Origin of the sequence: Hyphomicrobium sp. CS1GBMeth3, from assembly GCF_900117455.1 — a bacterium.
In the GTDB taxonomy this organism is placed as follows: domain Bacteria; phylum Pseudomonadota; class Alphaproteobacteria; order Rhizobiales; family Hyphomicrobiaceae; genus Hyphomicrobium_C.
The window spans coordinates 38,723-61,690 of the sequence record NZ_FPHO01000002.1; the positions used below are offsets into that span (position 1 = coordinate 38,723).

A 22,968-nucleotide genomic window follows, 5' to 3' on the forward strand; every position below is an offset into this window, starting at 1 on the left:
CTCAGTATGTGATCCGGATCGCAGGGACTTGGCCCTGCGCGATGAGTGTGATGACTTGCTTGCCGATCTCTTCGGAGATGCAGGCGGCCGTGAGGGCTTCGAGGGCGGCGCGATGAACGGTGGCGCGGCGCGTGCGGTCCTGCTCGCGGCGGCGCTGCTCGGCTGCTTCGGCTTCCTGCCGGCGCGCAGCCTCGGCCTCCGCGTCCTCCCGTGCGCGGCGTGCGGCTTCGACGGCATGTTTCTCGGCCGCCTCCTTGGCGCGCTTGGCCTCTTCGGCCTCGCGGATGAGACGCGCTTCGCGCTCGCTGGCTTCGCGCTGCGCATCAGCCTTGGCCTTCGCGGCAGCTTCCTCGGCGATCTTTGCCTCGCGGTCTTTGCGCTCGCGCTCGGCGGCCTCGGCGCGCAGGCGTTCCAGCTCGGCGGCTTCTGCTTCGCGCTTCTCGGCTGTTGATATGCGCGTCGCGAGCGACGCCACTGCGTTGAACTTCAGCTCGGCGGCGGCAGGGGCGTATTCGCCAAAGCGGGCCTCGCTCACGTCCGCAAAATCCGCCTCGATCTCCCTGAGGCGGTCGCGCATCGCCTCGGCCGTTCTCGTTGGCCAGTGCGGGTCCTCAATTGTGCCTTGCAGCTCGGCGAGGGCGTCCTTGATGCGATTGACGCGCTCTTCCTCGGCCGCTTCCCACTCGGTGACCGGCTTCAGCAACGCGTCCTTGATCGCGTCAAGCGCGTCGCGGATGTGCCTGCGGTTGGCGTCCACCCGCTTCGGAAGATCCTTCAGCTCGTCGACGATCTTCTTGCCTTCGCCGTCGAGCAGCGTCTTCGATCGCGTGATCTTGTAGGCGAACGACTTCACCTCTTTGCGGCCAGCCGCCGTCGAGATGTCGGGCATGCCGTCGGCGAACGCTTCGACGATCGTGCGGACCATGCCGACGATGCGATCAGCCTCGGTGGTGTCGGTTGCGGTGAAGAGGGTGTAAGCGTCCCGACCCTGGGGAACAGGAACGAGGGCGACGTCGGCGGCCTCGCGTTCAATCGTATCGGTGGCGCTCATTTGGCACCTCCGACGGGCTTCTGCTTCATCAGAAGCGTTTTCTTGGCGCGCTCGAAGTTCGCGATGGTGATGTGCGCGAGGCTCTCGACCTTGCCGTACTTGCAGAAGCGTTCAACGTCGGCGTTAACGTCCTTCGCGATCTTCTCGAGCTCGGCCACCTGAGCCGGTGAGATGAAGTTCGTGCCGGCGTCGGTTTTGCCGCTAGCGGCGTTGCCGTCGTCGTCCGCCTCGGTGGCGATGTTGAAGCCGTTGCCGAGCGTATAGCGCTTGCCGTAGCTCATCGCAGAACCCATGGCGTGCGTCTTCGTCATGACGTCGCCGCCCTTCGCGCCCTTGCCGTCGCACGGCATGTCGGCGGTGTGCACCCGCTCGTGTCCGTCTCGGTGCGTGATGAAGCACAGGACGCGAACGTGATCAGGCAATGGGCTCGGCACGGTGTCGTGCGTGACGCAGAAGCTGTGCCTCGTGTAGATTGGGCGAATGGCCCGGTCTAAGGCCGCATAGGTCGCGTATTTGCTTTTGGTCTGCTTGTTTTCCGCGTCCCTCCGGATCGGCTCCATCTCAGCCTGACAGTCGATCATCGCGGCCGTGAAGGCCTTCTTGGCCTGCTCGGCCTGTACCTTCTGCCAAAAGCCGAATGCTTGCTCGGCGCGCTCGATCGGAACGTTGGTATCGAGCGTGAGGCGCTCGATCATGCTGAAGATCTGCGCGGTTTGATTGCTGGTCGCCGGTGGTTCCGCTTCCGAACGCGTGGCGACTGCGGTGTTGGTGGAACTATCGGCCTGCGCAGGCGCTGTTACGGCCTCAGAGGGCGGGTCAAATTCGACGGTTTGGGCTTCGATCATTGAGAAAAATCCCCTCAAAATTGTTGCTCGTCTCTCCGAGCCGCCACGCCGTTTCGCCGACGTTCCGAGTGTTCTCTCCGCGTGACTAAGGCGCTGCAGATCCCACCAAACCCCGCCCACCTTCTCGGACGCCCTTGCGGGCGAAATCGGTGACCGTCTCTCCGGTCTGTCAATCCGCGCCCGGCTGCTCTCCGGGCTCACGTTGGATTTCACGGGTGGCGAGGCCACCGGCCATCTGCCGGATCAGACACGAGCTGCACCCGTTAGGGCCGCTCTGCTCCACGCTCTCGGTCAATTCCGGTGTCCCGCATGCGTGGATCTCGAAATACTCACTCCGGGTCGAGCCCGTGATACCGACGCGACGCCGCTTCCCTCGACGCCGCGAACTGGTGTTCTTCGGCGGCCTTGTCGAATGCGAGGGCGATGAGAAGCCCGCTGCCTTTCGACCGGTCGCCGTAGGTCATCAGCTTTTCGAGCCACCAATCTGCGCGCGCCTTGGCGTGCCGAAGCGGCTCGCCGAACGCGGCGTCATGCTGTGCTCGCTTGGCTGCGTCGCTCATCGGATGCCCGCCGCGTCGAGAGCTGTTGCGATCCGCGTGCGAACGCGCGCGTTCTCGGCGTGGCCAGGGATCAGGCTCAAGGCTTCCTTGAGCCTTTCACCGAGCATGGCGATGATGAGATCCGACGTAGCAGCCTGGACGACACGGCTGCAGGCATGGCCGCTGCCGTTCTGAGCCTCGGTGATGAGGTCCAGCAGCATGCCGATGGAGGCCCGGAGCTTGATGTCCCGCAGCCGGCGCTCGCGCTCTTCACCGGTCAGGATTTGCGTGGCCTGAGCCGCGAAGTCGTTACGAGGCGTTGCGTCGGTGAAATGCTCGGGCGTGTCGTGCTGAGGGAAGAGCGGGATGATCTCGCCGCTGACGGCATCGCGGCCGTCGCGATAGTCGACGCTGCTCATGCCGCCACCCCCGTCTTGAAGTCGGCGCGTGGCGCGGATGGGTTGACCATGCGACGTCCGTCGAGCCAAGAGCGGTAGCCCTCGAGCCAGGCGGTGCGCAGAGGCGTGCGATAAGGGTGAGGGCAGGACCGGTAGCACTCACCGCGACGGGCGGCTTGGTAGCCCTCAAAGCGAGCCTGATCGGTGTCAGGCGAATAGATCATTGAATTAGACACGGCGACCTCATCGGGCCTGACGCGCGCACAAAATTGGATGCTTACGGGGAAGCCGCCTTGGAACCCCGCACGATGCTGGCGGCTCCCCCTCGTCTGCCGGCTGCGTGTCCGCCGCCGATGCAGTGGAAGAATATTCCAGTTAGAATTGGCGTCAAGAGAAAACTGGAAAAATGTTCCAGATAATTTTCGCGCGCGTGGCTTCCCCTATTGGAGGAAGCTGCCGGAGCCTTACAGGTCGCGGATGAGCTTAGTTGCGCGTCCCAGCACAAAGCCGGGGTTTGCCTCGGAAATTTCTACGTCAGGAAAATCAGGGTTCGGCACGCGAATGGAGAAATCGTCTGTCGCGCCCAATCTCGATGGTTTGAAGCTGCCGAAGATCACGCTCTTGATATTTTCGACGACCGCAAAAACGTAGCTTCCGGGAACGGGCGGCTTTTGCGGTTCCACGACGATGATGTCGCCGACGTGAAACTCTGTGTCACCTTCCGGCCGACCCAGTATCCCGTCCTCGTTGTCGAGGCGGATGGCGACCGCGTCGGAGCTAACTGTTACCGGCACTTGAGCCACAGACCCACCGTCCCAGCGGGCGCGAATATCTTGGCTGCGCTCTAGGCCCTTCAAGTTCTTCAGCAAAAGCAAAGGAACCTCGCGGATAGAGGGTTCACCTACCGCCGACGCATCGAAGAAGAGCTCGATCCTTTTCCTGTTTATAACCTGTAAGAACCGATCAAGGTCCTCCGGGTTGCGCGGGTTCTTAACCTTGCCCTGCAACCATTTATAAACCGTCTCTTCATTGACGCCCGCCGCACGCGCGAGTTCAGGCACCGACCGCCCGTCGTGCTGAACCCACGCCCCGAGGCGCTTATGCCATTCTAATAGCATAGGCAACCTCTCCCCCTTCCATAGCCTGGAACGTTCGCCCTAGACAAGTGGAAAAATGATCCATATGATGCGGGGCATGGTTCAAACGATGACCAGCCATCCCCGCGATCTCACGGCTGACCCTAGTTCGGTCGAGGACCTTATCAGATTGGCGGGCGGGCCAACGGGAATTGAGCGAGCCAGCGCCAAGTTCGCGACCGTGAGTCAGCATTATCGGCCGGTCAGTCATTGGGCGGTCCAGAAGTGGAGGCGGAACGGAATTCCCGATGAGCATTGGTCGGTGATTATCGGCCTGACGGGGGTTGGTCCGGACGTGATCTATCGGGCGAACGAAGCGCTTCGTTTGAACTCTGCGGGCACGCATCGCGTAGCGTCATAGTTTCACGTCGCCCAAGCGTCTAGCCGTTTTTGCGCCCCTGCGCACGAGTTGATGGCTCTCAGTTGAGTTTAAGTCTCAGTGCGTAGCGCTCGACGTCATCGCCGAGCGAAGGGGGATTGTCGGGGGTCGATTGGGCTCACCTGCCGACAAGGTGCGTGGCGCGCATCTGCAGCGTCTTCCTTCGCTTCGCGATGACGTCGGAGAGATCCGGCGTTGTCGAGCCCTCCTTGGGCGTTTCCTCCCTAGACTTGGCCGGGCCTCGTGCCCGGCCTCTTTAACCGCGCGGGGGCGCGATGCGATGCTAAAGACGACCTTGATCCTTGGCCTGGTAGCGCCGTTCCTGTTCAAGCCCCGCCCGCCGGTTGCCGACAACGACGCCGGTTTCCAATCCGTGGCGCCCGAGTTGCCACCGATGCCCGTGTTGCCGGGTCTCGATCCGTCACCGGTGGCAACCGTTGCCACGGTCGACGGCACCGATGAGATCCCGTGGCCCGAGTTGCCTCAGATGCTCACCCCAGAAGAGGCGGTACGCGCATTCCTCGATGACATGATCGAGTTCTGCGGCGGTGAATCGATCCGCTTCCGCCGGCTCGCATGGTCTTACGACGCCATGCGCCGCGGGCGCGCCAAGTCTGACGAGTGTGAAGGCTATGCGCCGCGCCCGTGGCCGCCGATCAAGGACAAGACGCTCTCGCAATTGCTGTGCGCGCTCGGCTGCGTGAGCGAGAAGCGCGACATGCGTTCGAAGGGTGAAGGCCGGCCGACGTTCGTGAGTATCCCGGTTGCCGCTGACGTCGCCGATGATGAAGAGATCCAGGCCGAGCCGATGCCGCTCGCCGCATAACGCGAAAGGCCCCTGTTGGAAGCAGGGGCCTTTTTATCGGAAGGGCGTCGGGCTCGTTGGAAGCGAGCGGGACGCAAGATGCTGTAGGAGCAGCGACGATGACACTACTAGATCAGCGCCGTTCTTGCAATGTCCCGAACGCGCAAAAACCCTCAATAACTTCTGATCCCGAATGGGTGCTGCTCGTGCAGCGCGGCGCCATCCAGCGCGGCGCCATCCAGCGCGGCGCCATCCAGCGCGTGCCATTCGGTGGATGGGCAGGCCTGCTCGCGGCTGCTGATGCGCTCGAGTGCATTCTGCGTCGCGAGGGGACTGTCCTTGTCGCCGTCGTTGTTGAGCCGTGGCAGGCCGCTGAGTTCTGGGGGCAGGCATGAGTGGTATCGACACGAAAGCCATCGATGGCAAGCTGATCAGCATTTGCCGCGAGGCTGCGGACCTGGCGCGGGAACGGCTCCCTGAATATTTCCTCGCCTATTGCGAGAGCCCGATCGAACAATTGTTTCATGAGGGTGCATCTTCATGATTGGTCACAACGGTCCTCCGCCCGATGAGAAGCTGACGCCGGCAGGAAAGGTCGAGCGCATCAAGGCATTACTCGATCGTGCTGATCTGACTGCGCAGCAAAAGTGCGTGGGCGCGAAAATAATTGCCGAGGCCGACCGCGATGGTGTCGCAGAGGTCCGCACGCCTGAGCTCCAGCGCGCCGCGAGTGTGCGCGACAGAGAGACGATATTTAAAGCCACTAGGGCGCTGAAGGTCGCCGACATCACCAAGCAGAGTGGGCTGGGTCAGTCTGGAAAGTTCTCGGTGCTGCCGCAGCATGTCGTCGACGAGATCGTTCACGCCCTTGACGCCGCGCGAACTGGTCGGGCCGGGACCGACCGGTCACAGAATGAGAGTGGTCGGGCCGGGCCCGACCGGTCCACATACCGCCAACCGGTCGGGTCTGACCCGACTGGTCCGACTGAACCCGACCAGTTGCTCGCGTCTCGTGCGCCCGCGCGCGTAAATAGACTTCCTTCGGAAGTAGTTATTTCTAAGTTAGAATCTCCCCCAACCCCCTCACACGTCCAGCCTGTAACCGACTGGCGCAGCGCCTTCGGCGCGGATGATGATCCCGATGTTCGCTTCGTCGGGGGCAAGCTGACCCTTCTCAACGGAACCCGTTTAGCTTGGATCGAGCGGTTTGGTGGCGACGAGGTTGCGCTAGATCTGGCGCTCATCGAGGCGGCCGGAAGCATTCAGCGGAGCAGTAATTCCGGTCTCAAATTACAGGTTGAGCGCAAGCTTGCCGGCATCGTTCGTGACGCGCGAGATCGCGACCGGAGATACAACGCTGCCGTCGAGCGAAATTCTCGAGGCAACTCACAAGGTGGAACGAAAGAGGGCAGCACTGCGCGCACGATGCGGCTTGCGCGTGAGGCGGCTGAGCGTTCGAATGCAGGGGGGCGCCAATGAGCGACGCGGTGGGCAAATTCATCTCCATCGTCGCGCTGTGCTTTCCCAAGCCGCGTTTCGAGGATGAGGGCGACGAGGCGCTCTGGACCGGCTTGATGGTGCGCCAGCTCGGGCACTACGCGCCAGACGTGCTCTCGCGAGCTGCCGACACCGTGGTCAGAACGCGCAGCAAGAAAAAGGATGGCGCCTACTTCCCCGAGCCCTCGGAATGCATTGCAGCCTGCGAGAGCGCCAAGCGCGTCATCGAGGCTGAGCGCACGCCGATGCTGACGGTCAACAAGCAACCTTCCGGCTTCTCACCGGAACGGCATCGGCTGGCCTTGGATCTCCTGGGCTCGCCGATGGGCATCGAGGCCATCAAGGGCCAATGGCACGCCCAGCTTTACGATTTCATCTACCGGAACGCCCGCATGCCGGCCGGCACAGAGATCGGCGCGCTGAAGAGCGCGGCTGCGAGCCTCGTTCGAGAGGTTGAAGCGATCGAGCGCGGCGACATCAACGCGCATCCGGATCTGAACCACAAAAAGCTGGCCGAGCTCGGCCGACACGTTCTTGGCCGTCGCGAGAAGATCGCGGCTGCTGTCTCGACCAAGTGAGCGTCTGCCTTTTGAGGGGAAAGCGGATGACGACCAGAATCCTGATCAACCACGTGAAGCGTGCAACGTGCGCCGTCTACGGCGTATCGAACGGGGACCTTGAGGCTCGCGACCGTCATCAACGGTTTGTTGAGCCGCGTCAGATGGCGATGGCCGTTGCGAAGCAATTGACCGAGCAGCCTTGGGCTCAGATCGGCCGCGCCTTTGGCCGCAACGATAATACCGTGATCTACGCCTCGCGCGTGATCAATGAGCGCGTTCTTGTATCAGCCAAGGATTACGAGACCTATTTCGAGATCGCCCGTCTGGCGCGCGCCTACGCGGCCGGTGACGACCCGTCGCCGAAGTTCAGCCGCAGCGCCGACCTTGGCTTCGTCCCTGATGAGCAGATCCGCGCCTTGCACGTCGAGGAAACGCCTCCGTGGATTATCGCGCAGCGTCTCAACGTGCCCGTTACCGAAGTCGCTCGCGTCATCGAGAAGGCTGTCTGATGGCGGATGCGAACCAAAAGGAGCGTCGGCGCGCCGCGGCCGTTCAGCGGCGCACGTTCAAGGCCCTGCAGCAGCTCGGCGTCGATCTCGAGACCGTGCCAGCGTCCGACCGGGACGCTATCGCCATCGGAGAGCGCAACATCGCCGCGCTCAACGCCGCTGCGGCCCGGATGCGGCAGGTCACGCACCCTACAGCGCCAACGCCGGAGCGCGTCGCGCACGCCATCTCGGCGCCCCAGGAGATCGAGGTGACGCCCGGGCAGCCGAAGGCGCACCGCTTCGCTTGGGCGCTTGAAGACATGCGAGACCGCCTGTCGGCGCGGCAGTACGAGTCTGCCCTGTGGTTGCGCATGACCTATCTGGCAACCCGGCCGGCAAGCCGCGTTGCCGATCCGACGGCAGTCGGCGGGTCCTCGGACCCGTCGAAGCGCCTGCCGCTCACTGAACGGCAAGAGATCGCCGGTCGGGATCTGGACTGGGTTATGGACCGGATCGAGCAGCCGTTCCGATCCTGCATCCGCAACTTCGTGCTGGAAGAGATCAAGCAGGGTTCCGAGCGGTGTTTGACGGTGGCCGAGTGGGGCGCGCGCACGACCGGGTTGATCGGCGAGAAGGCGAGCCGAGCCGCTGGAACCGCAGCGATCATCCTTGCGTGTGCGCATCTGGCCAATGTGAAGGATGCCTATGATCAGTGGCAGAGCGAGCAGTGCTCGAAAACCGACCGCATGATGCGGTCGGGCATCGGGCATCGGGCGGCCCATGGCGGATGGATCGTCGCGCTGTGGGATTTCTGCCACCGGCACGGCCGCCTGCCTAAAACTCAGGGCGAGATGGACGAGATCCGTGCCAGTCATGACACCGATGCCGTCCGGCTTCGCACTGCGCCACCGATCGAGCGTGATCGGTGGCAGAAAAGGTCGGACAGATTGACATCGGTGGCATTGCGCGAGAGCGACGAGCGCCGTGTGAGGGTGGCCTGATATGGGCGCGCGGCGGACATATCAGGCAGATATGCGTCAAAAATGCGGGAATTGGCGCATGTCGGAGGTCTTGCGGGTCGTGGGTGCCATCGGTGCCGTTGCGGCGCTGGGGTTGAGCGCGGCCATCCTGCTCGCCGTCGGGACGTCGACGATCGAACGGCTTTCCGAAGATCTCGATGCTGCGGATGACAAACTCGAGACGTGCCGGGCGGACTTGGCCGGCGCACAGCATCGGATCCGCTACGTCGAGCAGGTCAAGGCAGGGTTGTTGCGTCGGGCTGAGGCCGCGGAAGAATTGGTCCGCCGCTACAGTGCAGACGTCCTGAAACAGCACAGCGCTCGAGCGAGGGAAGCCGCGAGCGCCAAGGCCCTGAGCGTCGAAACGGCGAAGCTCAGGGCCTCCATAGTAGCCCTCAAGGCGGCTGCGATCGAGACGGGATCTATCGGCAAGATCTCTCCCGAGAAACCGGCCAGAAAGCGCCTGAAGCGGCGGAAGCCCGCAGTAAAGTCGGACCCGCATGAGTGGCTCTGGCGGGCAGTGGGGCCGCAATGAGCGATCTATCTGATTTTCATCGCCGTGTCGCGGTGCGGGTCGCTTATCATCGGCGGCAGTTCGAGGGCTGGTGGGGGTATCTTATCGAGCGTCTGGACGAAAACCGGGCAAGGATTAATTGAAGTGCGATGAGCAAGAAGCAGATCAGCGAAATCGAGGACTACCTGCTCGGCCGCATCGCCTGGCTCGAGGAGACGATCCAAGCCTACGCCGGCAGCAAGGACGACCTGCCGAGCTGGCGATCCGCGCTGGCGGAGGCCCGGCGGACGCTCAAGAAGGTGCGGGAGATCGTGAAAGGGGAGAAAGCACGATGACGGCCTACGTGATCACTGCCGACCGCGTTGAGATCAAGGACGCGGCCGGCAACATCGTCGCTCATTCGAACATGACGCTGGCTGAAGCCAGGGCAGCAATGGAGCGTGAAGCCGCTGGCCCCGCCGCGTATTGGCTGGGAGAGCTCATCTCATCGCTAGAGCGGGTTGATCGCGTTGCCATCGCCCTCCGCGACGCGGCTGACAAATTTCAAAGCCCCGTCGAATACTATGTTCAACCTGAAGCCCGGCTTCGTTGGGAAGAAGCGCATCCAGGGCAGGATTTCTATGGCGACGCGGCTATTGATGATCTGGAAAGCTGGCGAATCCTTGCCCGCGCCGCGATAGAGGCAATGGAGAAGGCGCGATGACGCTCACGAAGGAGCACATCGATGCGCTGGTCTGGACCATTGGAGGATGCAGGATTTCCTGCACCCAGGACCGCGCAAAGGTCTACGTAGGCCTTCGTGATCTGGGCCTCATCGAGATGGGGACGAGCGTGCGTCTCGATCTGGCCCATCTGAGCGGCGCTGGGCGGGTAGACTTCACGGCAAGGTGTACAGCCGAAGGCCTGCGGGTGCTGAATGAGATTTCAGACAAACATAGGGAATCGGCGGAGCGGGCCGAGTTCAAACGCTTGCGTTTGAAATACGGCTACGAGACGGACCCTGTGTCGGCTGATGAGGCCAACGAGATGCTGGCAAACGCTCTGCAAAAGAAAACCCCGGAAGCCTGAGCCTCCGGGGTGAGTTTACGCGGGCCAGTCCTTCGGACGGTATCCCGCTAGGTATGCCTCTACTAGACGACGCTGCGGCTCCCGGATGTCCCGGCGACCTGTTTCCAGGTCATACTGCATTTGCCGTCGCTGCACTCCTGAATAGCCTAACATCGTGGCCATCTGCTCAAGAGTAAGCCCGAGACGCTCTCGCGCTCGGGCCATCTGTTGTGGGGTCACTCTTCGTTTCTTGTCTTGATTGTCGCGACGCGCTGGCAGTGGCGCTCGACAGCGCTGATCATCTCCTGATCCTGCCCGTCCTCCACGACGCCGACAGCCTCAGACCCATTCACGTCTACGCGGTATACGTGATATCCGGTTTCGTTGGATGCGAGACCATACGCGCGCTCATATGTGCGCCCATACACGTGGAGATCTTCGTCGGTCAGTTTACAGGCCTCCTCCGGCCCGCCATTGCCGTCGGTCCACTCCGAGTTTGACCAGCCGTTGAGATCGCGGGTGTCCGACCAGATGTAGCCAGAGTGATTGTCGATGAGGATGTAGTGTGCCATTTCTCGTCCTTTCGGGTTGGCCCATTGCCTTGCTAACAACACTAATTTAGCAGATTGACGCTGTATGTCAAGCGCCATACATAATATTTAGATCACGAATTGTTACAACCAGGAAAAAACCCCGGAAGCCTGAGCCTCCGGGGTTCGACCATTTTACTGAACTCGATAAAATGGTTTTAGTCTGCGGCAACAAGGCGATGGCACCGGCCGACGCGCTGGGCAGCGGGAATGAGATCCCGGCGCCGCATGTCCTTCAGCCACTTCGACACCGTGCCCTTGTTGACGCCGTGCGCCAGGGCGAGATCGTCCTGGCACTCGATCGTCTGGCCAAGGGCGAGGCGGGTCAGAACGTCCGCCTCGAAGGCCTGACGGTTGCCGCCACCGTTGCCACCCTTGGGGCGGCTCGGGTTGCCTGAGTTGCCACCGTTTCCGGCATCGGTGTCGTCTTGGTCGTCACCGATGATGGTTGACCGGGTTGCCTCGATGTCGTCGGCGTAGAAATCGGTCTGCGCCGTCTCGATCGGCAACGGTTGCCGGGGTTGCGTAGTCACAGTTTCCCCGGTTGCCTTCGCCTTGCGGGTTGCCGGACGATGGCGGAACGCGAAACCGAGGCACCAGATGCCGCCGAGCTCGAACAGGATGGTCTGCACGAACGGGACGACGAGCAGCGAGCCTGCCTTGATCTTCGCCTTGTCGGCGCCAAACACGGCGGCGAGCGCGGCGAAGTTCTCGGCTTCCGGGGCCACAGGCTTCGGAGCGCCGAGGCGATCCAGATCGGCCTTGTGGCCCTTCACCGCGGCGTCGTAGACGGTCAGCGTGGCGCGCAGGCCGTCGCAGTGGCCCTTTCCCCGCTTGCCGTTCACACAGTCGTCGGCGAGCTTCTTGGCCGTCCCAGAATGCATGGCCTCGGCTTGTGCGAGCAGCGGCTTGATGCGCGCCCGTTCCTCGGCGGCAAAATCGGCCTCGGCTTGGCTCTGGAACGTGTGCTCGGCCTGTCGGCCCGTGCTCTTGTAGACCACGAGCGCCGTCCCGGTGAGGAACAGCACGGCAAAGCCGAGGGCGCCGAGGAAGTGGCGCGAGCGCCAAGCCTCGACGACGAGATGGCCGGTCAGCATGGTGCCCGACACGATAACGACGGTCAGGCCATGCTTGAGGGCGAAGTCAGCGCTGCCGAGAACGACTTCCTCGAGCAGGATGGCCAGCGCCCCGGCCGTGAAGATGACGCCCGCCACTAGCGCGACGGCGCGTCCGATGATAGATGTAGGCATGTCAAAGATCCTTTCCGTGAGAGGTTTGGGTTGAGACACGGCCCGGAGCGGTGACAGCCGCTGCCGGGCTTTTCGTTTTCCTGCTGGCGCAGGGCGCTGAACTCATCGGGATTGCCGATAAGTTCAGAACGCTGCGTCATTGGGCGAAGTACACGGCGACCTCAGGCGTCGCGCCCCCGCCGAGGACCAGGCCGCCGTCGCAGAGGTGGCGAAAGGCCTTCTCCTGAGATCCGTAGCGCTCGACGATGGCGTCGGCGTTCGCGAGAGCGAATTCCTCCCAAGCGCCCATGTCGTCGAGGGTGACGGCGATGCTGCCGTCCGTGAGCGTTTCAGTCGTGATGCCCATTTGAAATCTCCGCAGCTTCAGGGGCGTGCATCGCTTGCCTGATGATTTAATATAATGCAGCCGCTGCATCTTTGTCCAGGGTTTAAATGCAGCCATTGCATCTTTTTCTGATGTGTGCTACGCGAGCCACATGAAAGATACGGCCTTCAAGCGCTGGCGCATGCAATTGGGGTACACGCAAGACGCGGCTGCTGAGGCGCTTGGATGCTCAAAAAGCCAAGTGGCAAATTGGGATGCGGGTAGAGACCGGGCACGCGGCACGCCTTCGGCGCCGCCGAAGGCGGTTCGGGTGTTGATGACGCTACAAGCTCAGGGGCAGAGCATCACGCCGTGGCCTGAAAAATAAGGCTTCGGGGGGTCGGATCATGAAACACTTGTTTCACGGGGGTGGCCGATGAAAAAAGGGATCGTAGCATTTTTGCTCTTCGGGGCCGTGGTCATGTGGCTGGCGGACGTGCGACAACCCGAGCCGCAGGCGCATGGCTACATGACCGGGTGGGACGGTGGCGACGGTCCGACGGGCCGGTTGCAGGATCCGCGCGCGACCGCCAACGCCAAGCTAGACGCGGAAATCCGCCACGCGATAGCGACCAAGGGCGTCTATGAGCCGCCGAACGCCTTGCGGATCGATTACAAGAGTCGCGCGCTGACCCTCTGCTCCCGTTACGCAAAGAGCGCGGCTCGGCATCCATCTACGGTGAGCTTCTCGGGGTGGGGGTCCAGGGTCACTGTCAATGCGGATAACAGCGCCGACGTGACGGCGAGCTTCACCGCAAAGAACTCGTTCGGGTTGGAACTTGAGCACCGCATCGCATGTCGCGTGACGCCATCGGGTGAGGTGACGGCAGCAATTACCGAGGCGGGATGATTGCGGCGCTCGCGTGTCAAAATCCGCGATAACTTTTGACGGCCTCTTGCCGGGGTCCAGGCAAATCACCTACTTCGTATATCGTTCCGAGTTTCTATGAGCCGCTCTCACCGAGGCGGCTCTTTTCATTTCCGGTCGCAGTGCCGGGAAGAGACGACCCCAAGCTATAGGGCAGGCGCGGATCCGCACCGCCGCTCACGCGATGTTCCCTAAGCTTGGCGCGGGACAACCGCCTCCTGATCCGAGGCCGCTGCCGGGTTTGATCACCGGCTGATGTCGTCTCTTCCCGGCACTGCGACCGTTTCGGTAGCGCGAGATCGGTGCCTTGCCGGTGCTAAAGGCGATCGATGGGGACTGATCTCGAATAGGGGACCGGCCCCGCTACCTTTCGAACCGCCCGGCCTCGCCGAAAAGACGACGAGCCGAACACCCATGACAAGCTCCGAGCTTTCATCTTCGCGGCCTCACCTGATCGCGGGGCCGGGCGGCTATCTCAAGAGGCGCACATGACCGTTGCCGACCTCGAGGCCATCGTCGAGCGCCTGAGCGACATCAAGCGCGAGGTCATGGGCCAGCTCAGGGACGTCGAAGCCGATCTCTGTGAAGCCAAGCTCGCTCTGGCCCAGGTAAGGGCCCATCAACCTAAGCAGGCCCGCTGATGCGCATCCTCGCCCTCGCCATCGTTGCCTTGATCGGTGCCACCTCGGCCGCCATCGGTGGCCTTCATGAGGTGCCCGAGCACCCTATGCCGCGCATGCCTGTCATCGGCTGGCCTCCGCTGCTCACCGATGCCGACGGCGCCCCGGTCAGCATCTCCGAGATCGAGCACTACGAATGACGAAACCGGCAGCAAAGACCAAGCCCGAGATCGATTGGGAAGGTATCGAGCGCGAATATCGCGCTGGGCAGCTTTCCGTCGTGGAGATCGGTCGCCAATTCGGGGTGAGCCATACCGCGATCAACAAGCGGGCGAAGAAAAACGGCTGGACCCGCGACCTCACCGAGAAGGTTCGGAAAGAGGTTTCAGCTCGCCTGGTTTCAGACGAGGTTTCAGCAACCAACGCGCGGGAGGCTGTCACCCTTGCCGCCGAGCGTGGTGTGCAGGTCGTCCGGAGCCATAGGAACGACATCTCTCAGGGTCGCGAGCGCGTCACCGAACTCATCGACGAGCTAAAGGAAGCGACGACCCATCGCGCGGAGATCGAGGCCGCCATTGAGGAAGAGACGGCGGGCGACAAGAATAGCGAGCGGCGCAACCGCATGCTGCGCGCCGTGGGGTTGCCGGCGCGAGCTGGCGTGATCCGAGAGTTGGCTACGGCGCTGAAGGCTCTGATCCCGCTCGAACGCCAAGCTTTCAACCTCGATGAGAAGGGTGAGCCGCCCAAGCTGACGCCGCGCGAGATCACTGCAGACATGACGCCCCAGGACGCAGCCGACGCCTATCAGGCATCACTGCACGATGGGGACTGAGGTCTGGCCGCCCGACTATGTGTCGGCGCTCAGTAAGCGGCAGAAGCAACTCATAAGGGTCCGCTCGGACCCGAAGATGCTTTACGGTGCCCGCGAGTTCTACCGCACTCATCCGGTGGAGTTCGTCGAGCACTGGATTGACACTTACGATCCCCGCAACGCCGGCAGCGACATGCCGACGCGACTGCCGTTCATCCCGTTTAAACGGCAACGCGATCTCGTCGAGTTCCTCCTGGCCTGCCTTGATGGCGAGGCCTCTGGTCTCGTCGAGAAGTGTCGCGACATGGGCGCGACGTGGATTTGCTGCGCGTTCTCTGTCTGGCTGTGGCTCTTCTGGCCGGGCGTGTCGATCGGGTGGGGGTCCCGCAAAGAGCAGCTTGTCGACAAGATCGGGGTTCCCGACAGCATCTTCCAAAAGATGCGCATGATCGTCATGGGTTTGCCGCGCGAGTTCTGGCCGGCCGGGTTCAGTCCAAAAGACCACATGACCTATATGAAGTTCGTCAACCCGGAGACGGGCGCGACGATCACCGGCGAGGCTGGCGATAACATCGGACGCGGCGGCAGAACCCGCATCTACTTCAAGGACGAGAGCGCCCACTATGAGCGGCCGGAACTGATCGAGGCAGCGCTTGCCGACAACACCCGCGTGCAGATCGACATCTCGTCGGTCAACGGCGTGGGCAACGTGTTTCATCGCCGGCGGATGAGCGGCAAGCTCTGGACGCCCGGCAAGCCCGTCGACCGCACCGTCGCGAACGTCTTCGTGATGGACTGGTCGGACCACCCGGCCAAAAATCAGGCGTGGTTCGATGAGCGCGAGGCGAAGGCTAAGGCCGACGGCCTGATGCACGTCTTCGAGCAGGAGGTGAAGCGCAACTACTCGGCCGCCGTCGCCGATATCGTCATCCCCGGCAAGTGGGTCGAGGCTGCGATCGATGCCCACAAAGCGATCGGCTTCGATGATAGCGGCGGATGGATGGCTTCCCTCGATGTCGCCGACGAGGGCGGAGATCGCAATGCCTTTGCCAAGCGCAAGGGCGTGGTTTTGAAGTACCTCGAGGAGTGGGGCGAGCAGGATACCGGGCAGACCACGCGGCGGGCCATTGCCGGCTGCGAAGGGCATGGCCGCATCGACCTGCAATACGACTGCATCGGCGTCGGTGCTGGCGTAAAAGGCGAGGCTAACCGTCTGGCGCGAGACTCTGAGACGGCACGGAAGATCAAGAACGTCCGCTTTGTGCAGTGGAACGCAGGCGCGGCTGTGCAGGATCCCGAGGGATACGTCCTCGCCCGTCACGAAAAGCCCGACCGGGACACGCCGAAGAATGAGGACTTCTTCGCCAACCTAAAGGCTCAGGGATGGTGGGCGCTTCGCCGACGCTTTGAGAAGACGTATCGCGCTCGAACTGAGGGCATTCGCTTCGATCCGTCCGAACTGATCAGCTTGCCGTCAGACTTGCCGATGCTGCGGCAACTCCAACAAGAGCTGAGCCAGCCGACAGTTAGCAAGGGCTCGCGGCTCAAGCTGGTGATCGACAAGAACCCGCCCGGTACCAGATCGCCAAACCTCGGCGACGCGGTGATGATGCTCTACTTCCCCTGCAAAGGTCAGGGTCGTCCGCTGGAGGATTGGCTTTGAAGATCATCGACGGCTTGATCAACATGGTTGCGAACCTCGCGGCCGGCAACTCCAAGCGCGTCTTCGATCAGTTCGTCGCCTCAGAGGTGCCGCCTCAGCAACTCAACGCCATGTATCGCGGCGACTGGCTGTCCCGAAAGGTCGTCGACCTGCCGGTGAAAGACATTATGCGGCCGTGGCGCGGGTGGCAGGCCGAGGCCGATCAGATCTCGGCTATCGAAGAGACCGAGAAGCGGCACAACATCCGCGTCAAGATAGCGACCGCGCTCATCTATGATCGCCTTTACGGTGGCGCCGCCATTGTCATCGGTGGCGGGCGACTAGTGTCACCAATGACGGAATTGAAGCCCGAGCATGTCACCCGTGGCGGGCTTCGGCACATCACCCCGCTTCGCCGCATTGATATTCAGCCGGCCGAGGCCGAGACCGATCCCCTCTCTGAGAACTTTGGGCTGCCGAAGTATTACACCCTCAAGAGCGACCGCGGATCCGTCGACATTCACCCCTCGCGCGTTATCCGCATCGTCGGCACACCACGGCACGACATCGAGACCAATCCGGAGTGCTGGGGCGACAGCATACTGCAAGTCATCAGCGATGCCCTTAAGAACGCCGGCCTTGCGATGACAGGCGTTGCCGAGTTGATCCACGAGGCTAAGGTCGACGTCGTGAAGATGCACGACATGATGGAGATGTTGGCTACCAACGAGGGCACGGCTCAGCTCGTCAAGCGCTTCCAGAATGCCAGCCTTCTGAAGAGCATCAACAACACTTTGCTGCTCGACAAGAACGACGACTGGGACCGGAAGCAGACGAGCTTCGCTGGCCTGCCGGATCTGATCCAGGCCTATCTGCAGATCGTCGCCGGCGCGTCCGACATTCCCGTCACGCGCTTGCTCGGCACTTCTCCGAAGGGTCTCAACTCGACGGGCGAGCACGACACTCGCAATTATTACGACTTCCTCGATGGCCTGCGCGTCGACGTTCTGCAGCCGATCCTTGACCGTCTCGACCCCTTCCTCTGGTGTGATGCCATCGGCTCTGTGCCCCCCGATGCCTTCTTCGAGTTCAATCCGCTCTGGCAGATGACCGAGAAGGAAAAGGCCGACATCTCCAAGCTGAAGTCGGAGACGACCAAGAACTACGCCAGTCTTGGCCTCATGCCCGAAGAGCCCTTCGCGCGTGCACTCATCAACCAGTTGATCGAGGACGGCACCTATCCCGGTCTTGAGGCCGAAATAGGCGACCTTCTCGAATCCGACGAGCCAATCGTCCCGGAGGACGTGCCCGATGATGACGTTCGACCTTCCGGCAATGGTCCGCGCAAGGCTGAAGCGTCGGGTGGTTCTGCGCGAGATCGGGCCATTGATTGGGGTCGAGCTCGATCTGAGGCGTTCGCTGGGCTTGATGATCTCTTCGATCCTGAAGGAAGCCCGCGGACCACTCACTGAGGTTATCCGCCAAGAGCGGGAGGCCTACGCCGCGGCGAACGCTGGCGTGCCGATCCAAATCGGCGACGACATCGGCGGGCGCATCCGGGCGATCCTCGAGGGGTTGCGTGAGACCGCTGAGCGTGCCGCTGCGGCGGCCGAGGATGCCGTTCGCCGCACGATGCGCCGCGAGAGTGTTCGGCACATGCGCCGGTGGGTCGGATCGATCCGCACGTCGACCAGTATCGACGTCGGGGCGTTGGTCTCTGAAGCCGATATGGTCGAATTGCTCTCGGTTCGTAGCGAAGAGTTCGCCCGGCTGATCCGCAACGTGTCCGAGGATGTGCGAACCCGCATCGCGCAGGAAACGATCCGGGCCATCACTGAAGGCCGGACAAACGAGAACATCGCTCGATCGCTCACCCAGATCGAGGGCATCGGGCGGGGCAGGGCAAAGCTCATCGCGCGCGACCAGGCGTCAAAGCTCAACGCAGCGATGAACGAGTTCCGTCAGCGGCAGGCTGGCATCACGAAATACAAGTGGCGTTCGATGATGGACCCTCCCCGGGCTCGCGAGAACCATATGGACCGCAACGACAAGATCTTTGAGTGGTCGAAGCCGCCTTCTGACGGGCATCCGGGTCACGCGATCAATTGCCGGTGCCGTGCTTTGGCAGTGCTCGAATGATACGCGCTGCCGAGGTCGAAAGGCTTGCCCTTGAGCTCTGGCGCGAGCGCGAGATGCAATTCCCCGCCTTCTGCCGACGCATGACGCCCGACGCCCTCGACCGCTCGACGGGAGCTTGGGAAGGCATGATGAACCGGGCGGCAAAGCTCATCGCGGCGAACAGCGCTGCACCATCAACAGTGACGCCGCTTCACCGCTGAGGTCCTGACATGCTCGACCGCACGCAGACCGTCTCGAAAGGGCGGCGCATCGTCATGCTTCGGGCAACGCCCGATACGCAGCATGCGCTCCGCGAGTGGGCGATCGCTCAGGGCTTCGATCTGGCCTGGAGCCACAGCGGATGGCCGCAGACGAATTGGGACTTTGATTTCCACGTAACCCTGCTCGCCACCGAGAATGCAGTCTCTATTCCGGAGGGCGCGCGATGGATCGAGCCGGTGACTGTCGAGGCCTCGGGCTTCGATGTGTTCGGTGTCGATGACCGCGTGCCGGTATTGCGTCTCGCGGATCACCAGACGCTCACCGCCATGCGGGAGTTCTTCATCACCTCTTACGGCGCGAAGCCGACCTTCGCGGATTTCAAGCCGCACGTCTCGCTTTCCTACAAATGGCCCGGCGAGCCTGCCGTGGACAGCCTTGCGCCACCTCCATTCCCGCTCGTCTTCGACTTCCTCGTCGTCGGCCTCTTCGCCCCGAAGGCAAAAGTAAAGGATGGCGCCATGCCCGATTTCAGAACCGTCGTGATGCTCGACAAGGCCGAGATCTCGGGCACGCGCATCACGCGCGATGGTTACATGGTGGCCGATGTCCGCGCCGCCCGCTCGGGAATTCAGCAGTACGCAGGTCACGAGGTCGGGCGTCCCGATCTTGAAACCGTCAACGTCTATCGGCCGGAAGAAGAGGTGTTCAACAAGGACAGCCTCGCCAGCTACGCGTTCAAACCGGTCACGATCAATCACCCGACGTCGGCCGTCACGGCGGACAACTGGAAGCAACTCAGCGTCGGCAACGTCGGCGGCGAGGTGGCCCGCGATGGTGGCTTCGTTCGGGTGCCGCTCGTGCTCATGGACGCTCAGGCCATCGAGGCCGTTAAAAGCGGCGTGCGTGAGATCTCGATGGGCTACGATGTTCGCCTCGAGTTTGCCGACGGCGTAACGCCTAACGGCCAGAAGTACCAAGCCATTCAGCGAGACATTCGGATCAACCATGCGGCGCTCGTCGAGCGCGGGCGCGCTGGTCCGGCATGTCGCATCGGGGACAAGGGCACTCCCGATGCGAAGAGTGAGCGTGAGCCCGCCACCATTGGAGACCAGACCATGACCACTCGCAACATTACGGTGGACGGGATCACGATCGCCGTCACCGATCAGGGTGCCCAGGCCATCGAGAAGCTGCAGAAGCAGCTCGGTGACAGCACGAAGCTTCTCGCCGACGCCAACGCCGCGCTCGACACGCTGAAGGCCGACAAGGCAAAGCTGGTCGAGGATCACGCCAAGGCGCTCAAGGACGTCGAGGCCAAGATCCCGACCGCAGATCAGATGGAGGCCATGCTCGACAAGCGCTCGGCGCTCATCGACCAGGCGAAGACCCTCGCTCCGAGCCTTGCCGACAGCTTCAAGGGCAAGTCGGCTGCCGAAGTCCGCAAGGCAGTCGTCACGTCCAAGCTCGGCGACGACGCCGTGAAGGGCAAGGACGACGCGTTCATCTCGGCACAGTTCGATACCCTCGTTCTGATCGGTGGCGCCACCGATGGCGCTGATCAGATCCGCGATGCGCTCAAGGGCGGCATCGTTGCCACCAATGACGCAGATCGTCTGCGCGACGAGACGCTGAAGAAGCAGCGCGAGGCCTGGGCGTCGTAAGGCGCCCCGTTTCCCACAACCTCGGCACATAGGAGACAGGAACCATGGGTAACGTTCAGCCCAACTACAACGCTGCGCCCGATATTGGCTACGAGGGTCAGATTGCTGACATGCGGTCCTACGAGGCCGTGTCGCGCATCTGCGAGGACGCCACTCTCGCGTTCGGTCGCGCCGTCATCCGCGGCACGGCTGACAATCAGGTGAAAGTCGGCGCCGCTGGCAAGTTCGTCGGCATCACCATGCGCGACATCACCCTGCCGGCAGCGAACAACGACGCCTACAAGCAGGGCAACACTGTCGCGGTGATGACCCGCGGCACGATGTTCGCCATCCCGGGCGCGAACGTCGCTGACGGCGATGCCGTCTACTACACGGCGACCGGTGCTCTCACGAACGTCGCGACCGACAACACGCTCATCCCGAACGCGGTCTGGGAGCGGACCACATCCTCGGGCAACCTCGGCCTCATCCGTCTGCAGTAACGGGCCGCCGCCTCCATCCCCGCTCAAGCGAAAGGAACTTCGCAATGAAAATGCTCGACGCCCAGGCGGCGCTCAGCTTCGTCATCTCGCAGACGTCGCACGTTGAGAGCCAGGTCTGGAAGAAGCTCTATCCGGATATCACCTATCCGGAGTTCGTGCCGATCGACGAGAGCGCTCATCCCTGGGCGACGACCGTCACCTACTTCTCGGCCGACTACACCGGCAAGGCTGCGTGGATTCACAGCTTCGCGCAGGACTTCCCGATGGTGAACGGGAACCGCACCAAGCACGAGACCGAAGTCGCCATGGGCGGCATCGGCTACGGCTACAACCTGCAGGAGATCAGCCAGGCTGCGATGCTCGGCATCCCCCTGACGGCAGACCTCGCCATCGCCTCGCGCGACGCTTACGAGCGTCATTGCGAGGAAGTCGCCTACGTCGGCGATACGCAGAAGGGCTATTCCGGCCTTCTGAACACCTCGGCCGTCGATACGGCGGACGTGGCGGACGGCGCGAGCACGGATCCCGAGTGGAACACCAAGACGCCCGACGAGATCCTCGCCGACATCAACGAGGCGCTGCTCGACGTCTACCTCGACAGCAACACCATCGAGTTGGCGGACACGCTCCTGCTGCCGCCCTCGCGCTACAGCTACATCGCGACGACCCGCCTCGATGCCACGATGACGACGACGATCCTTGAGCACGTCATGCGCGTCAACGCCTACACGGCGCAGACGGGCCGGCAGCTCAAGATCCGAGCGCTTCGTCAGCTCGAGACGGCCGGCGCTGGCGGAACGAAGCGCATGGTGGCTTATCGGCGCGATCCGCTCGTGCTGAAGCTGCATCGCCCGATGCCGCTCCGCTTCTTCCCGGTCCAGCAGATCATGCTGGATTACAAGGTGCCGGCTGCCTACCGCATCGGCGGCACTGACATCCGCCGCCCCGGCGCCGTTCGCTATCGCGACGGCATCTAAGGCGCACCGCGCGGGGGCAAACGCTCCCGCGCGTCCACGGCTCCACAGAACACAGGGAAACCAGACATGATCATCATGAACGCGGCCGACGGCCCGCGCGGCATCCTCTCGCTCAAGCTCAAGCTGAAGCCCGGCGAGGTTGCCACCGTCGACGACGCAGCTTGGAAGAAGCTGCGCAAGAAGCCGAACATCGCCGCTTGGCTCGACCGCGGCGAGTTGAAGGAAGTCACCGCCTCCGAGGCCAACAAGGCCAAAGAAGCGAAGGACAAGGGCGGCGACGGCAAGCCCGACACGCCGAAGAAGTAACGTTTTCGATCTCGATCGAAGGACTATCCAGCATGGCCTACGCGCTCCCGACCCCGGCCGATTTCAAAGCTCGGCATCCGAAGTTCACTTTGGTGGCGGATGCGGTGGTGACGGCCATGCTGGCTGAGGCCGCACGCTCCGTTTCGCAGTGCTGGCCCGAAGGCGACTACAAGGACGGCGTGATGTATCTCGCCGCGCACCTGATCGCCGAAGAGAGTTCCGCTGGCGGCGTGTCGGCCGCCTCGAAAGCGGGCGCTATCAAGCGGGTGAAAGCCGACACCGTTGAAATCGAATACGAAGGTCAGAAGTCGTCCGGTGGCGCGTTCGACGCAGCCTATGGGACGACGATCTACGGCAAACGCTATCTGACGCTCCTGCGCCGCAACTCGCCTCGGGTGCTCGTCGTATGAGCCTGCTCGCTGAAATCGGCAGCGCCCTGCGCGACGCGCTCGGTGCCGAGGCCGACGTATTCCCGGCCGCGACGCTGCATAAGGCGTCGATGACCCTTAATACAGACGGTGCGGCCGTCCGCACGTTCGCGGATCACGCCGGTCGCGGCTTTGTCTCTCGGTGGGATCATAAGATCATGGCCGCGAAGGGCTACGATCCGAAGACAGCCAAGATCGTCATCGTCCAGGGCGAGACGCCCAAGCCCGAGCTCGGCGATGAGATTAGCGCGACACGGCCGCTCAATGAGACCGTCGAGCGCTATACCGTGGTCGACGTCACATCCGATCCTGCCGATGCAACGTGGCAGGTGGCAGGGATGCCCGTCTAAC

At 62.7% G+C, this 22,968-nt stretch carries 34 protein-coding genes; 25 read left to right on the top strand and 9 right to left on the bottom strand.

Features of this window, described 5'->3' with window-relative positions:
- Position 1: 1 nt before the first annotated feature.
- The 6 genes from CS1GBM3_RS00235 to CS1GBM3_RS00260 all read right to left on the bottom strand — a co-directional run bounded on the left by CS1GBM3_RS00235 (position 2) and on the right by CS1GBM3_RS00260 (position 3,894).
- Positions 2–1,051 carry a hypothetical protein gene (locus CS1GBM3_RS00235; RefSeq protein WP_072389780.1) on the bottom strand — a complete coding sequence of 350 codons (1,050 nt, stop codon included), beginning with the start codon at positions 1,049–1,051 and terminating at the stop codon, positions 2–4.
- Positions 1,048–1,896, bottom strand: coding sequence for an ERF family protein (locus CS1GBM3_RS00240; protein WP_072389783.1), 849 nt, complete (start codon positions 1,894–1,896; stop codon positions 1,048–1,050). The genes CS1GBM3_RS00235 and CS1GBM3_RS00240 overlap by 4 nt, the downstream gene beginning before the upstream one ends.
- 329 nt (positions 1,897–2,225) lie before the next feature.
- Complete coding sequence (locus CS1GBM3_RS00245) at positions 2,226–2,456, bottom strand: hypothetical protein (RefSeq protein ID WP_072389786.1); 231 nt, start codon at positions 2,454–2,456, stop codon at positions 2,226–2,228.
- On the bottom strand, positions 2,453–2,854 hold the full coding sequence (locus tag CS1GBM3_RS00250; RefSeq protein ID WP_072389789.1) for a hypothetical protein: 402 nt from the start codon (positions 2,852–2,854) through the stop codon (positions 2,453–2,455). Before CS1GBM3_RS00250 ends, CS1GBM3_RS00245 begins: the two co-directional genes overlap by 4 nt.
- Positions 2,851–3,069 (bottom strand): ribosome modulation factor, encoded by a 219-nt coding sequence (locus CS1GBM3_RS00255; protein WP_139247700.1) that lies wholly within the window; start codon positions 3,067–3,069, stop codon positions 2,851–2,853. The genes CS1GBM3_RS00250 and CS1GBM3_RS00255 overlap by 4 nt, the downstream gene beginning before the upstream one ends.
- Positions 3,070–3,297: 228 nt before the next feature.
- Complete coding sequence (locus CS1GBM3_RS00260; RefSeq protein WP_139247701.1) at positions 3,298–3,894, bottom strand: hypothetical protein; 597 nt, start codon at positions 3,892–3,894, stop codon at positions 3,298–3,300.
- A 734-nt stretch (positions 3,895–4,628) separates the two neighbouring features.
- Between CS1GBM3_RS00260 and CS1GBM3_RS00270 the strand changes: the two genes are divergently transcribed.
- The 11 genes from CS1GBM3_RS00270 to CS1GBM3_RS00315 all read left to right on the top strand — a co-directional run bounded on the left by CS1GBM3_RS00270 (position 4,629) and on the right by CS1GBM3_RS00315 (position 10,299).
- A complete protein-coding gene (locus CS1GBM3_RS00270) occupies positions 4,629–5,174 on the top strand; it encodes a hypothetical protein (protein WP_072389797.1) in 546 nt (181 codons plus the stop codon).
- Positions 5,175–5,272: 98 nt separating this feature from the next.
- On the top strand, positions 5,273–5,548 hold the full coding sequence (locus tag CS1GBM3_RS00275; RefSeq protein ID WP_139247702.1) for a hypothetical protein: 276 nt from the start codon (positions 5,273–5,275) through the stop codon (positions 5,546–5,548).
- The gene (locus tag CS1GBM3_RS19680; protein ID WP_171946395.1) at positions 5,545–5,697 is read left to right on the top strand and encodes a hypothetical protein; all 153 of its coding nucleotides are present in this window, start codon (positions 5,545–5,547) and stop codon (positions 5,695–5,697) included. The genes CS1GBM3_RS00275 and CS1GBM3_RS19680 overlap by 4 nt, the downstream gene beginning before the upstream one ends.
- Positions 5,694–6,632: a hypothetical protein gene (locus CS1GBM3_RS00280; RefSeq protein ID WP_072389803.1), complete on the top strand. Its 939-nt coding sequence runs from the start codon at positions 5,694–5,696 to the stop codon at positions 6,630–6,632. Before CS1GBM3_RS19680 ends, CS1GBM3_RS00280 begins: the two co-directional genes overlap by 4 nt.
- Entirely contained in the window at positions 6,629–7,228 is a 600-nt protein-coding gene (locus tag CS1GBM3_RS00285) for a hypothetical protein (RefSeq protein ID WP_072389806.1), read from the top strand. The genes CS1GBM3_RS00280 and CS1GBM3_RS00285 overlap by 4 nt, the downstream gene beginning before the upstream one ends.
- A 26-nt stretch (positions 7,229–7,254) precedes the next feature.
- Positions 7,255–7,719 (top strand): helix-turn-helix domain-containing protein, encoded by a 465-nt coding sequence (locus tag CS1GBM3_RS00290; protein WP_072389809.1) that lies wholly within the window; start codon positions 7,255–7,257, stop codon positions 7,717–7,719.
- Positions 7,719–8,699 carry a hypothetical protein gene (locus CS1GBM3_RS00295; protein WP_072389812.1) on the top strand — a complete coding sequence of 327 codons (981 nt, stop codon included), beginning with the start codon at positions 7,719–7,721 and terminating at the stop codon, positions 8,697–8,699. Before CS1GBM3_RS00290 ends, CS1GBM3_RS00295 begins: the two co-directional genes overlap by 1 nt.
- Before the next feature lie 58 nt (positions 8,700–8,757).
- The gene (locus CS1GBM3_RS00300) at positions 8,758–9,252 is read left to right on the top strand and encodes a hypothetical protein (protein WP_139247703.1); all 495 of its coding nucleotides are present in this window, start codon (positions 8,758–8,760) and stop codon (positions 9,250–9,252) included.
- Between the two features lie 128 nt (positions 9,253–9,380).
- Positions 9,381–9,566 (top strand): hypothetical protein, encoded by a 186-nt coding sequence (locus CS1GBM3_RS00305; protein ID WP_072389818.1) that lies wholly within the window; start codon positions 9,381–9,383, stop codon positions 9,564–9,566.
- On the top strand, positions 9,563–9,934 hold the full coding sequence (locus tag CS1GBM3_RS00310) for a hypothetical protein (RefSeq protein ID WP_072389821.1): 372 nt from the start codon (positions 9,563–9,565) through the stop codon (positions 9,932–9,934). Before CS1GBM3_RS00305 ends, CS1GBM3_RS00310 begins: the two co-directional genes overlap by 4 nt.
- Positions 9,931–10,299 carry a hypothetical protein gene (locus CS1GBM3_RS00315; protein ID WP_072389823.1) on the top strand — a complete coding sequence of 123 codons (369 nt, stop codon included), beginning with the start codon at positions 9,931–9,933 and terminating at the stop codon, positions 10,297–10,299. The genes CS1GBM3_RS00310 and CS1GBM3_RS00315 overlap by 4 nt, the downstream gene beginning before the upstream one ends.
- A 215-nt stretch (positions 10,300–10,514) precedes the next feature.
- Here CS1GBM3_RS00315 and CS1GBM3_RS00320 read toward each other — a convergent pair whose 3' ends face one another.
- The 3 genes from CS1GBM3_RS00320 to CS1GBM3_RS00330 all read right to left on the bottom strand — a co-directional run bounded on the left by CS1GBM3_RS00320 (position 10,515) and on the right by CS1GBM3_RS00330 (position 12,464).
- On the bottom strand, positions 10,515–10,850 hold the full coding sequence (locus CS1GBM3_RS00320) for a hypothetical protein (RefSeq protein ID WP_072389826.1): 336 nt from the start codon (positions 10,848–10,850) through the stop codon (positions 10,515–10,517).
- A 176-nt stretch (positions 10,851–11,026) separates the two neighbouring features.
- Positions 11,027–12,118, bottom strand: coding sequence for a hypothetical protein (locus tag CS1GBM3_RS00325; protein WP_072389830.1), 1,092 nt, complete (start codon positions 12,116–12,118; stop codon positions 11,027–11,029).
- Between the two features lie 136 nt (positions 12,119–12,254).
- On the bottom strand, positions 12,255–12,464 hold the full coding sequence (locus tag CS1GBM3_RS00330) for a hypothetical protein (protein ID WP_072389833.1): 210 nt from the start codon (positions 12,462–12,464) through the stop codon (positions 12,255–12,257).
- A 394-nt stretch (positions 12,465–12,858) separates the two neighbouring features.
- Here CS1GBM3_RS00330 and CS1GBM3_RS00335 point away from each other — a divergent pair, with 394 nt between their 5' ends.
- From CS1GBM3_RS00335 to CS1GBM3_RS00395, 14 genes are all read left to right on the top strand, one after another.
- Positions 12,859–13,332 carry a hypothetical protein gene (locus CS1GBM3_RS00335; RefSeq protein ID WP_072389835.1) on the top strand — a complete coding sequence of 158 codons (474 nt, stop codon included), beginning with the start codon at positions 12,859–12,861 and terminating at the stop codon, positions 13,330–13,332.
- Positions 13,333–13,838: 506 nt separating this feature from the next.
- Complete coding sequence (locus tag CS1GBM3_RS19685; protein WP_171946396.1) at positions 13,839–13,991, top strand: hypothetical protein; 153 nt, start codon at positions 13,839–13,841, stop codon at positions 13,989–13,991.
- Entirely contained in the window at positions 13,991–14,170 is a 180-nt protein-coding gene (locus CS1GBM3_RS00340) for a hypothetical protein (RefSeq protein WP_072389838.1), read from the top strand. Before CS1GBM3_RS19685 ends, CS1GBM3_RS00340 begins: the two co-directional genes overlap by 1 nt.
- Positions 14,167–14,802, top strand: a complete 636-nt coding sequence (locus CS1GBM3_RS00345; protein ID WP_072389841.1) for a hypothetical protein — start codon at positions 14,167–14,169, stop codon at positions 14,800–14,802. The genes CS1GBM3_RS00340 and CS1GBM3_RS00345 overlap by 4 nt, the downstream gene beginning before the upstream one ends.
- Before the next feature lie 76 nt (positions 14,803–14,878).
- Positions 14,879–16,444 (top strand): TerL protein, encoded by a 1,566-nt coding sequence (locus CS1GBM3_RS00350; protein ID WP_139247705.1) that lies wholly within the window; start codon positions 14,879–14,881, stop codon positions 16,442–16,444.
- Positions 16,441–17,895: a DUF1073 domain-containing protein gene (locus CS1GBM3_RS00355; protein ID WP_072389847.1), complete on the top strand. Its 1,455-nt coding sequence runs from the start codon at positions 16,441–16,443 to the stop codon at positions 17,893–17,895. Before CS1GBM3_RS00350 ends, CS1GBM3_RS00355 begins: the two co-directional genes overlap by 4 nt.
- A complete protein-coding gene (locus CS1GBM3_RS00360; RefSeq protein ID WP_072389850.1) occupies positions 17,852–18,562 on the top strand; it encodes a phage minor head protein in 711 nt (236 codons plus the stop codon). The genes CS1GBM3_RS00355 and CS1GBM3_RS00360 overlap by 44 nt, the downstream gene beginning before the upstream one ends.
- On the top strand, positions 18,559–18,762 hold the full coding sequence (locus tag CS1GBM3_RS00365; protein WP_072389853.1) for a hypothetical protein: 204 nt from the start codon (positions 18,559–18,561) through the stop codon (positions 18,760–18,762). Before CS1GBM3_RS00360 ends, CS1GBM3_RS00365 begins: the two co-directional genes overlap by 4 nt.
- Before the next feature lie 9 nt (positions 18,763–18,771).
- Positions 18,772–20,424, top strand: a complete 1,653-nt coding sequence (locus CS1GBM3_RS00370) for a DUF2213 domain-containing protein (protein ID WP_072389856.1) — start codon at positions 18,772–18,774, stop codon at positions 20,422–20,424.
- A 44-nt stretch (positions 20,425–20,468) separates the two neighbouring features.
- On the top strand, positions 20,469–20,906 hold the full coding sequence (locus tag CS1GBM3_RS00375) for a DUF2190 family protein (protein WP_072389859.1): 438 nt from the start codon (positions 20,469–20,471) through the stop codon (positions 20,904–20,906).
- A gap of 44 nt (positions 20,907–20,950) precedes the next feature.
- The gene (locus CS1GBM3_RS00380; protein WP_072389862.1) at positions 20,951–21,883 is read left to right on the top strand and encodes a DUF2184 domain-containing protein; all 933 of its coding nucleotides are present in this window, start codon (positions 20,951–20,953) and stop codon (positions 21,881–21,883) included.
- A 66-nt stretch (positions 21,884–21,949) separates the two neighbouring features.
- Entirely contained in the window at positions 21,950–22,189 is a 240-nt protein-coding gene (locus tag CS1GBM3_RS00385) for a hypothetical protein (RefSeq protein ID WP_072389865.1), read from the top strand.
- Positions 22,190–22,221: 32 nt separating this feature from the next.
- Positions 22,222–22,599: a DUF4054 domain-containing protein gene (locus CS1GBM3_RS00390; RefSeq protein ID WP_072389868.1), complete on the top strand. Its 378-nt coding sequence runs from the start codon at positions 22,222–22,224 to the stop codon at positions 22,597–22,599.
- Positions 22,596–22,967: a hypothetical protein gene (locus CS1GBM3_RS00395; RefSeq protein WP_072389871.1), complete on the top strand. Its 372-nt coding sequence runs from the start codon at positions 22,596–22,598 to the stop codon at positions 22,965–22,967. The genes CS1GBM3_RS00390 and CS1GBM3_RS00395 overlap by 4 nt, the downstream gene beginning before the upstream one ends.
- The last annotated feature ends 1 nt before the right edge of the window (position 22,968 follow it).

Excerpts from the sequence above, each read along its gene's own strand:
- CS1GBM3_RS00235 (WP_072389780.1), bottom strand. The coding sequence starts at position 1,051 with ATGAGCGCCACCGATACGATTGAACGCGAGGCCGCCGACGTCGCCCTC.
- CS1GBM3_RS00240 (WP_072389783.1), bottom strand. The coding sequence starts at position 1,896 with ATGATCGAAGCCCAAACCGTCGAATTTGACCCGCCCTCTGAGGCCGTA.
- CS1GBM3_RS00245 (WP_072389786.1), bottom strand. The coding sequence starts at position 2,456 with ATGAGCGACGCAGCCAAGCGAGCACAGCATGACGCCGCGTTCGGCGAG.
- CS1GBM3_RS00250 (WP_072389789.1), bottom strand. The coding sequence starts at position 2,854 with ATGAGCAGCGTCGACTATCGCGACGGCCGCGATGCCGTCAGCGGCGAG.
- CS1GBM3_RS00270 (WP_072389797.1), top strand. The coding sequence starts at position 4,629 with ATGCTAAAGACGACCTTGATCCTTGGCCTGGTAGCGCCGTTCCTGTTC.
- CS1GBM3_RS00275 (WP_139247702.1), top strand. The coding sequence starts at position 5,273 with ATGACACTACTAGATCAGCGCCGTTCTTGCAATGTCCCGAACGCGCAA.
- CS1GBM3_RS19680 (WP_171946395.1), top strand. The coding sequence starts at position 5,545 with ATGAGTGGTATCGACACGAAAGCCATCGATGGCAAGCTGATCAGCATT.
- CS1GBM3_RS00280 (WP_072389803.1), top strand. The coding sequence starts at position 5,694 with ATGATTGGTCACAACGGTCCTCCGCCCGATGAGAAGCTGACGCCGGCA.
- CS1GBM3_RS00285 (WP_072389806.1), top strand. The coding sequence starts at position 6,629 with ATGAGCGACGCGGTGGGCAAATTCATCTCCATCGTCGCGCTGTGCTTT.
- CS1GBM3_RS00290 (WP_072389809.1), top strand. The coding sequence starts at position 7,255 with ATGACGACCAGAATCCTGATCAACCACGTGAAGCGTGCAACGTGCGCC.
- CS1GBM3_RS00295 (WP_072389812.1), top strand. The coding sequence starts at position 7,719 with ATGGCGGATGCGAACCAAAAGGAGCGTCGGCGCGCCGCGGCCGTTCAG.
- CS1GBM3_RS00300 (WP_139247703.1), top strand. The coding sequence starts at position 8,758 with ATGTCGGAGGTCTTGCGGGTCGTGGGTGCCATCGGTGCCGTTGCGGCG.
- CS1GBM3_RS00305 (WP_072389818.1), top strand. The coding sequence starts at position 9,381 with ATGAGCAAGAAGCAGATCAGCGAAATCGAGGACTACCTGCTCGGCCGC.
- CS1GBM3_RS00310 (WP_072389821.1), top strand. The coding sequence starts at position 9,563 with ATGACGGCCTACGTGATCACTGCCGACCGCGTTGAGATCAAGGACGCG.
- CS1GBM3_RS00315 (WP_072389823.1), top strand. The coding sequence starts at position 9,931 with ATGACGCTCACGAAGGAGCACATCGATGCGCTGGTCTGGACCATTGGA.
- CS1GBM3_RS00320 (WP_072389826.1), bottom strand. The coding sequence starts at position 10,850 with ATGGCACACTACATCCTCATCGACAATCACTCTGGCTACATCTGGTCG.
- CS1GBM3_RS00325 (WP_072389830.1), bottom strand. The coding sequence starts at position 12,118 with ATGCCTACATCTATCATCGGACGCGCCGTCGCGCTAGTGGCGGGCGTC.
- CS1GBM3_RS00330 (WP_072389833.1), bottom strand. The coding sequence starts at position 12,464 with ATGGGCATCACGACTGAAACGCTCACGGACGGCAGCATCGCCGTCACC.
- CS1GBM3_RS00335 (WP_072389835.1), top strand. The coding sequence starts at position 12,859 with ATGAAAAAAGGGATCGTAGCATTTTTGCTCTTCGGGGCCGTGGTCATG.
- CS1GBM3_RS19685 (WP_171946396.1), top strand. The coding sequence starts at position 13,839 with ATGACCGTTGCCGACCTCGAGGCCATCGTCGAGCGCCTGAGCGACATC.
- CS1GBM3_RS00340 (WP_072389838.1), top strand. The coding sequence starts at position 13,991 with ATGCGCATCCTCGCCCTCGCCATCGTTGCCTTGATCGGTGCCACCTCG.
- CS1GBM3_RS00345 (WP_072389841.1), top strand. The coding sequence starts at position 14,167 with ATGACGAAACCGGCAGCAAAGACCAAGCCCGAGATCGATTGGGAAGGT.
- CS1GBM3_RS00350 (WP_139247705.1), top strand. The coding sequence starts at position 14,879 with ATGCTTTACGGTGCCCGCGAGTTCTACCGCACTCATCCGGTGGAGTTC.
- CS1GBM3_RS00360 (WP_072389850.1), top strand. The coding sequence starts at position 17,852 with ATGATCTCTTCGATCCTGAAGGAAGCCCGCGGACCACTCACTGAGGTT.
- CS1GBM3_RS00365 (WP_072389853.1), top strand. The coding sequence starts at position 18,559 with ATGATACGCGCTGCCGAGGTCGAAAGGCTTGCCCTTGAGCTCTGGCGC.
- CS1GBM3_RS00370 (WP_072389856.1), top strand. The coding sequence starts at position 18,772 with ATGCTCGACCGCACGCAGACCGTCTCGAAAGGGCGGCGCATCGTCATG.
- CS1GBM3_RS00375 (WP_072389859.1), top strand. The coding sequence starts at position 20,469 with ATGGGTAACGTTCAGCCCAACTACAACGCTGCGCCCGATATTGGCTAC.
- CS1GBM3_RS00380 (WP_072389862.1), top strand. The coding sequence starts at position 20,951 with ATGAAAATGCTCGACGCCCAGGCGGCGCTCAGCTTCGTCATCTCGCAG.
- CS1GBM3_RS00385 (WP_072389865.1), top strand. The coding sequence starts at position 21,950 with ATGATCATCATGAACGCGGCCGACGGCCCGCGCGGCATCCTCTCGCTC.
- CS1GBM3_RS00390 (WP_072389868.1), top strand. The coding sequence starts at position 22,222 with ATGGCCTACGCGCTCCCGACCCCGGCCGATTTCAAAGCTCGGCATCCG.
- CS1GBM3_RS00395 (WP_072389871.1), top strand. The coding sequence starts at position 22,596 with ATGAGCCTGCTCGCTGAAATCGGCAGCGCCCTGCGCGACGCGCTCGGT.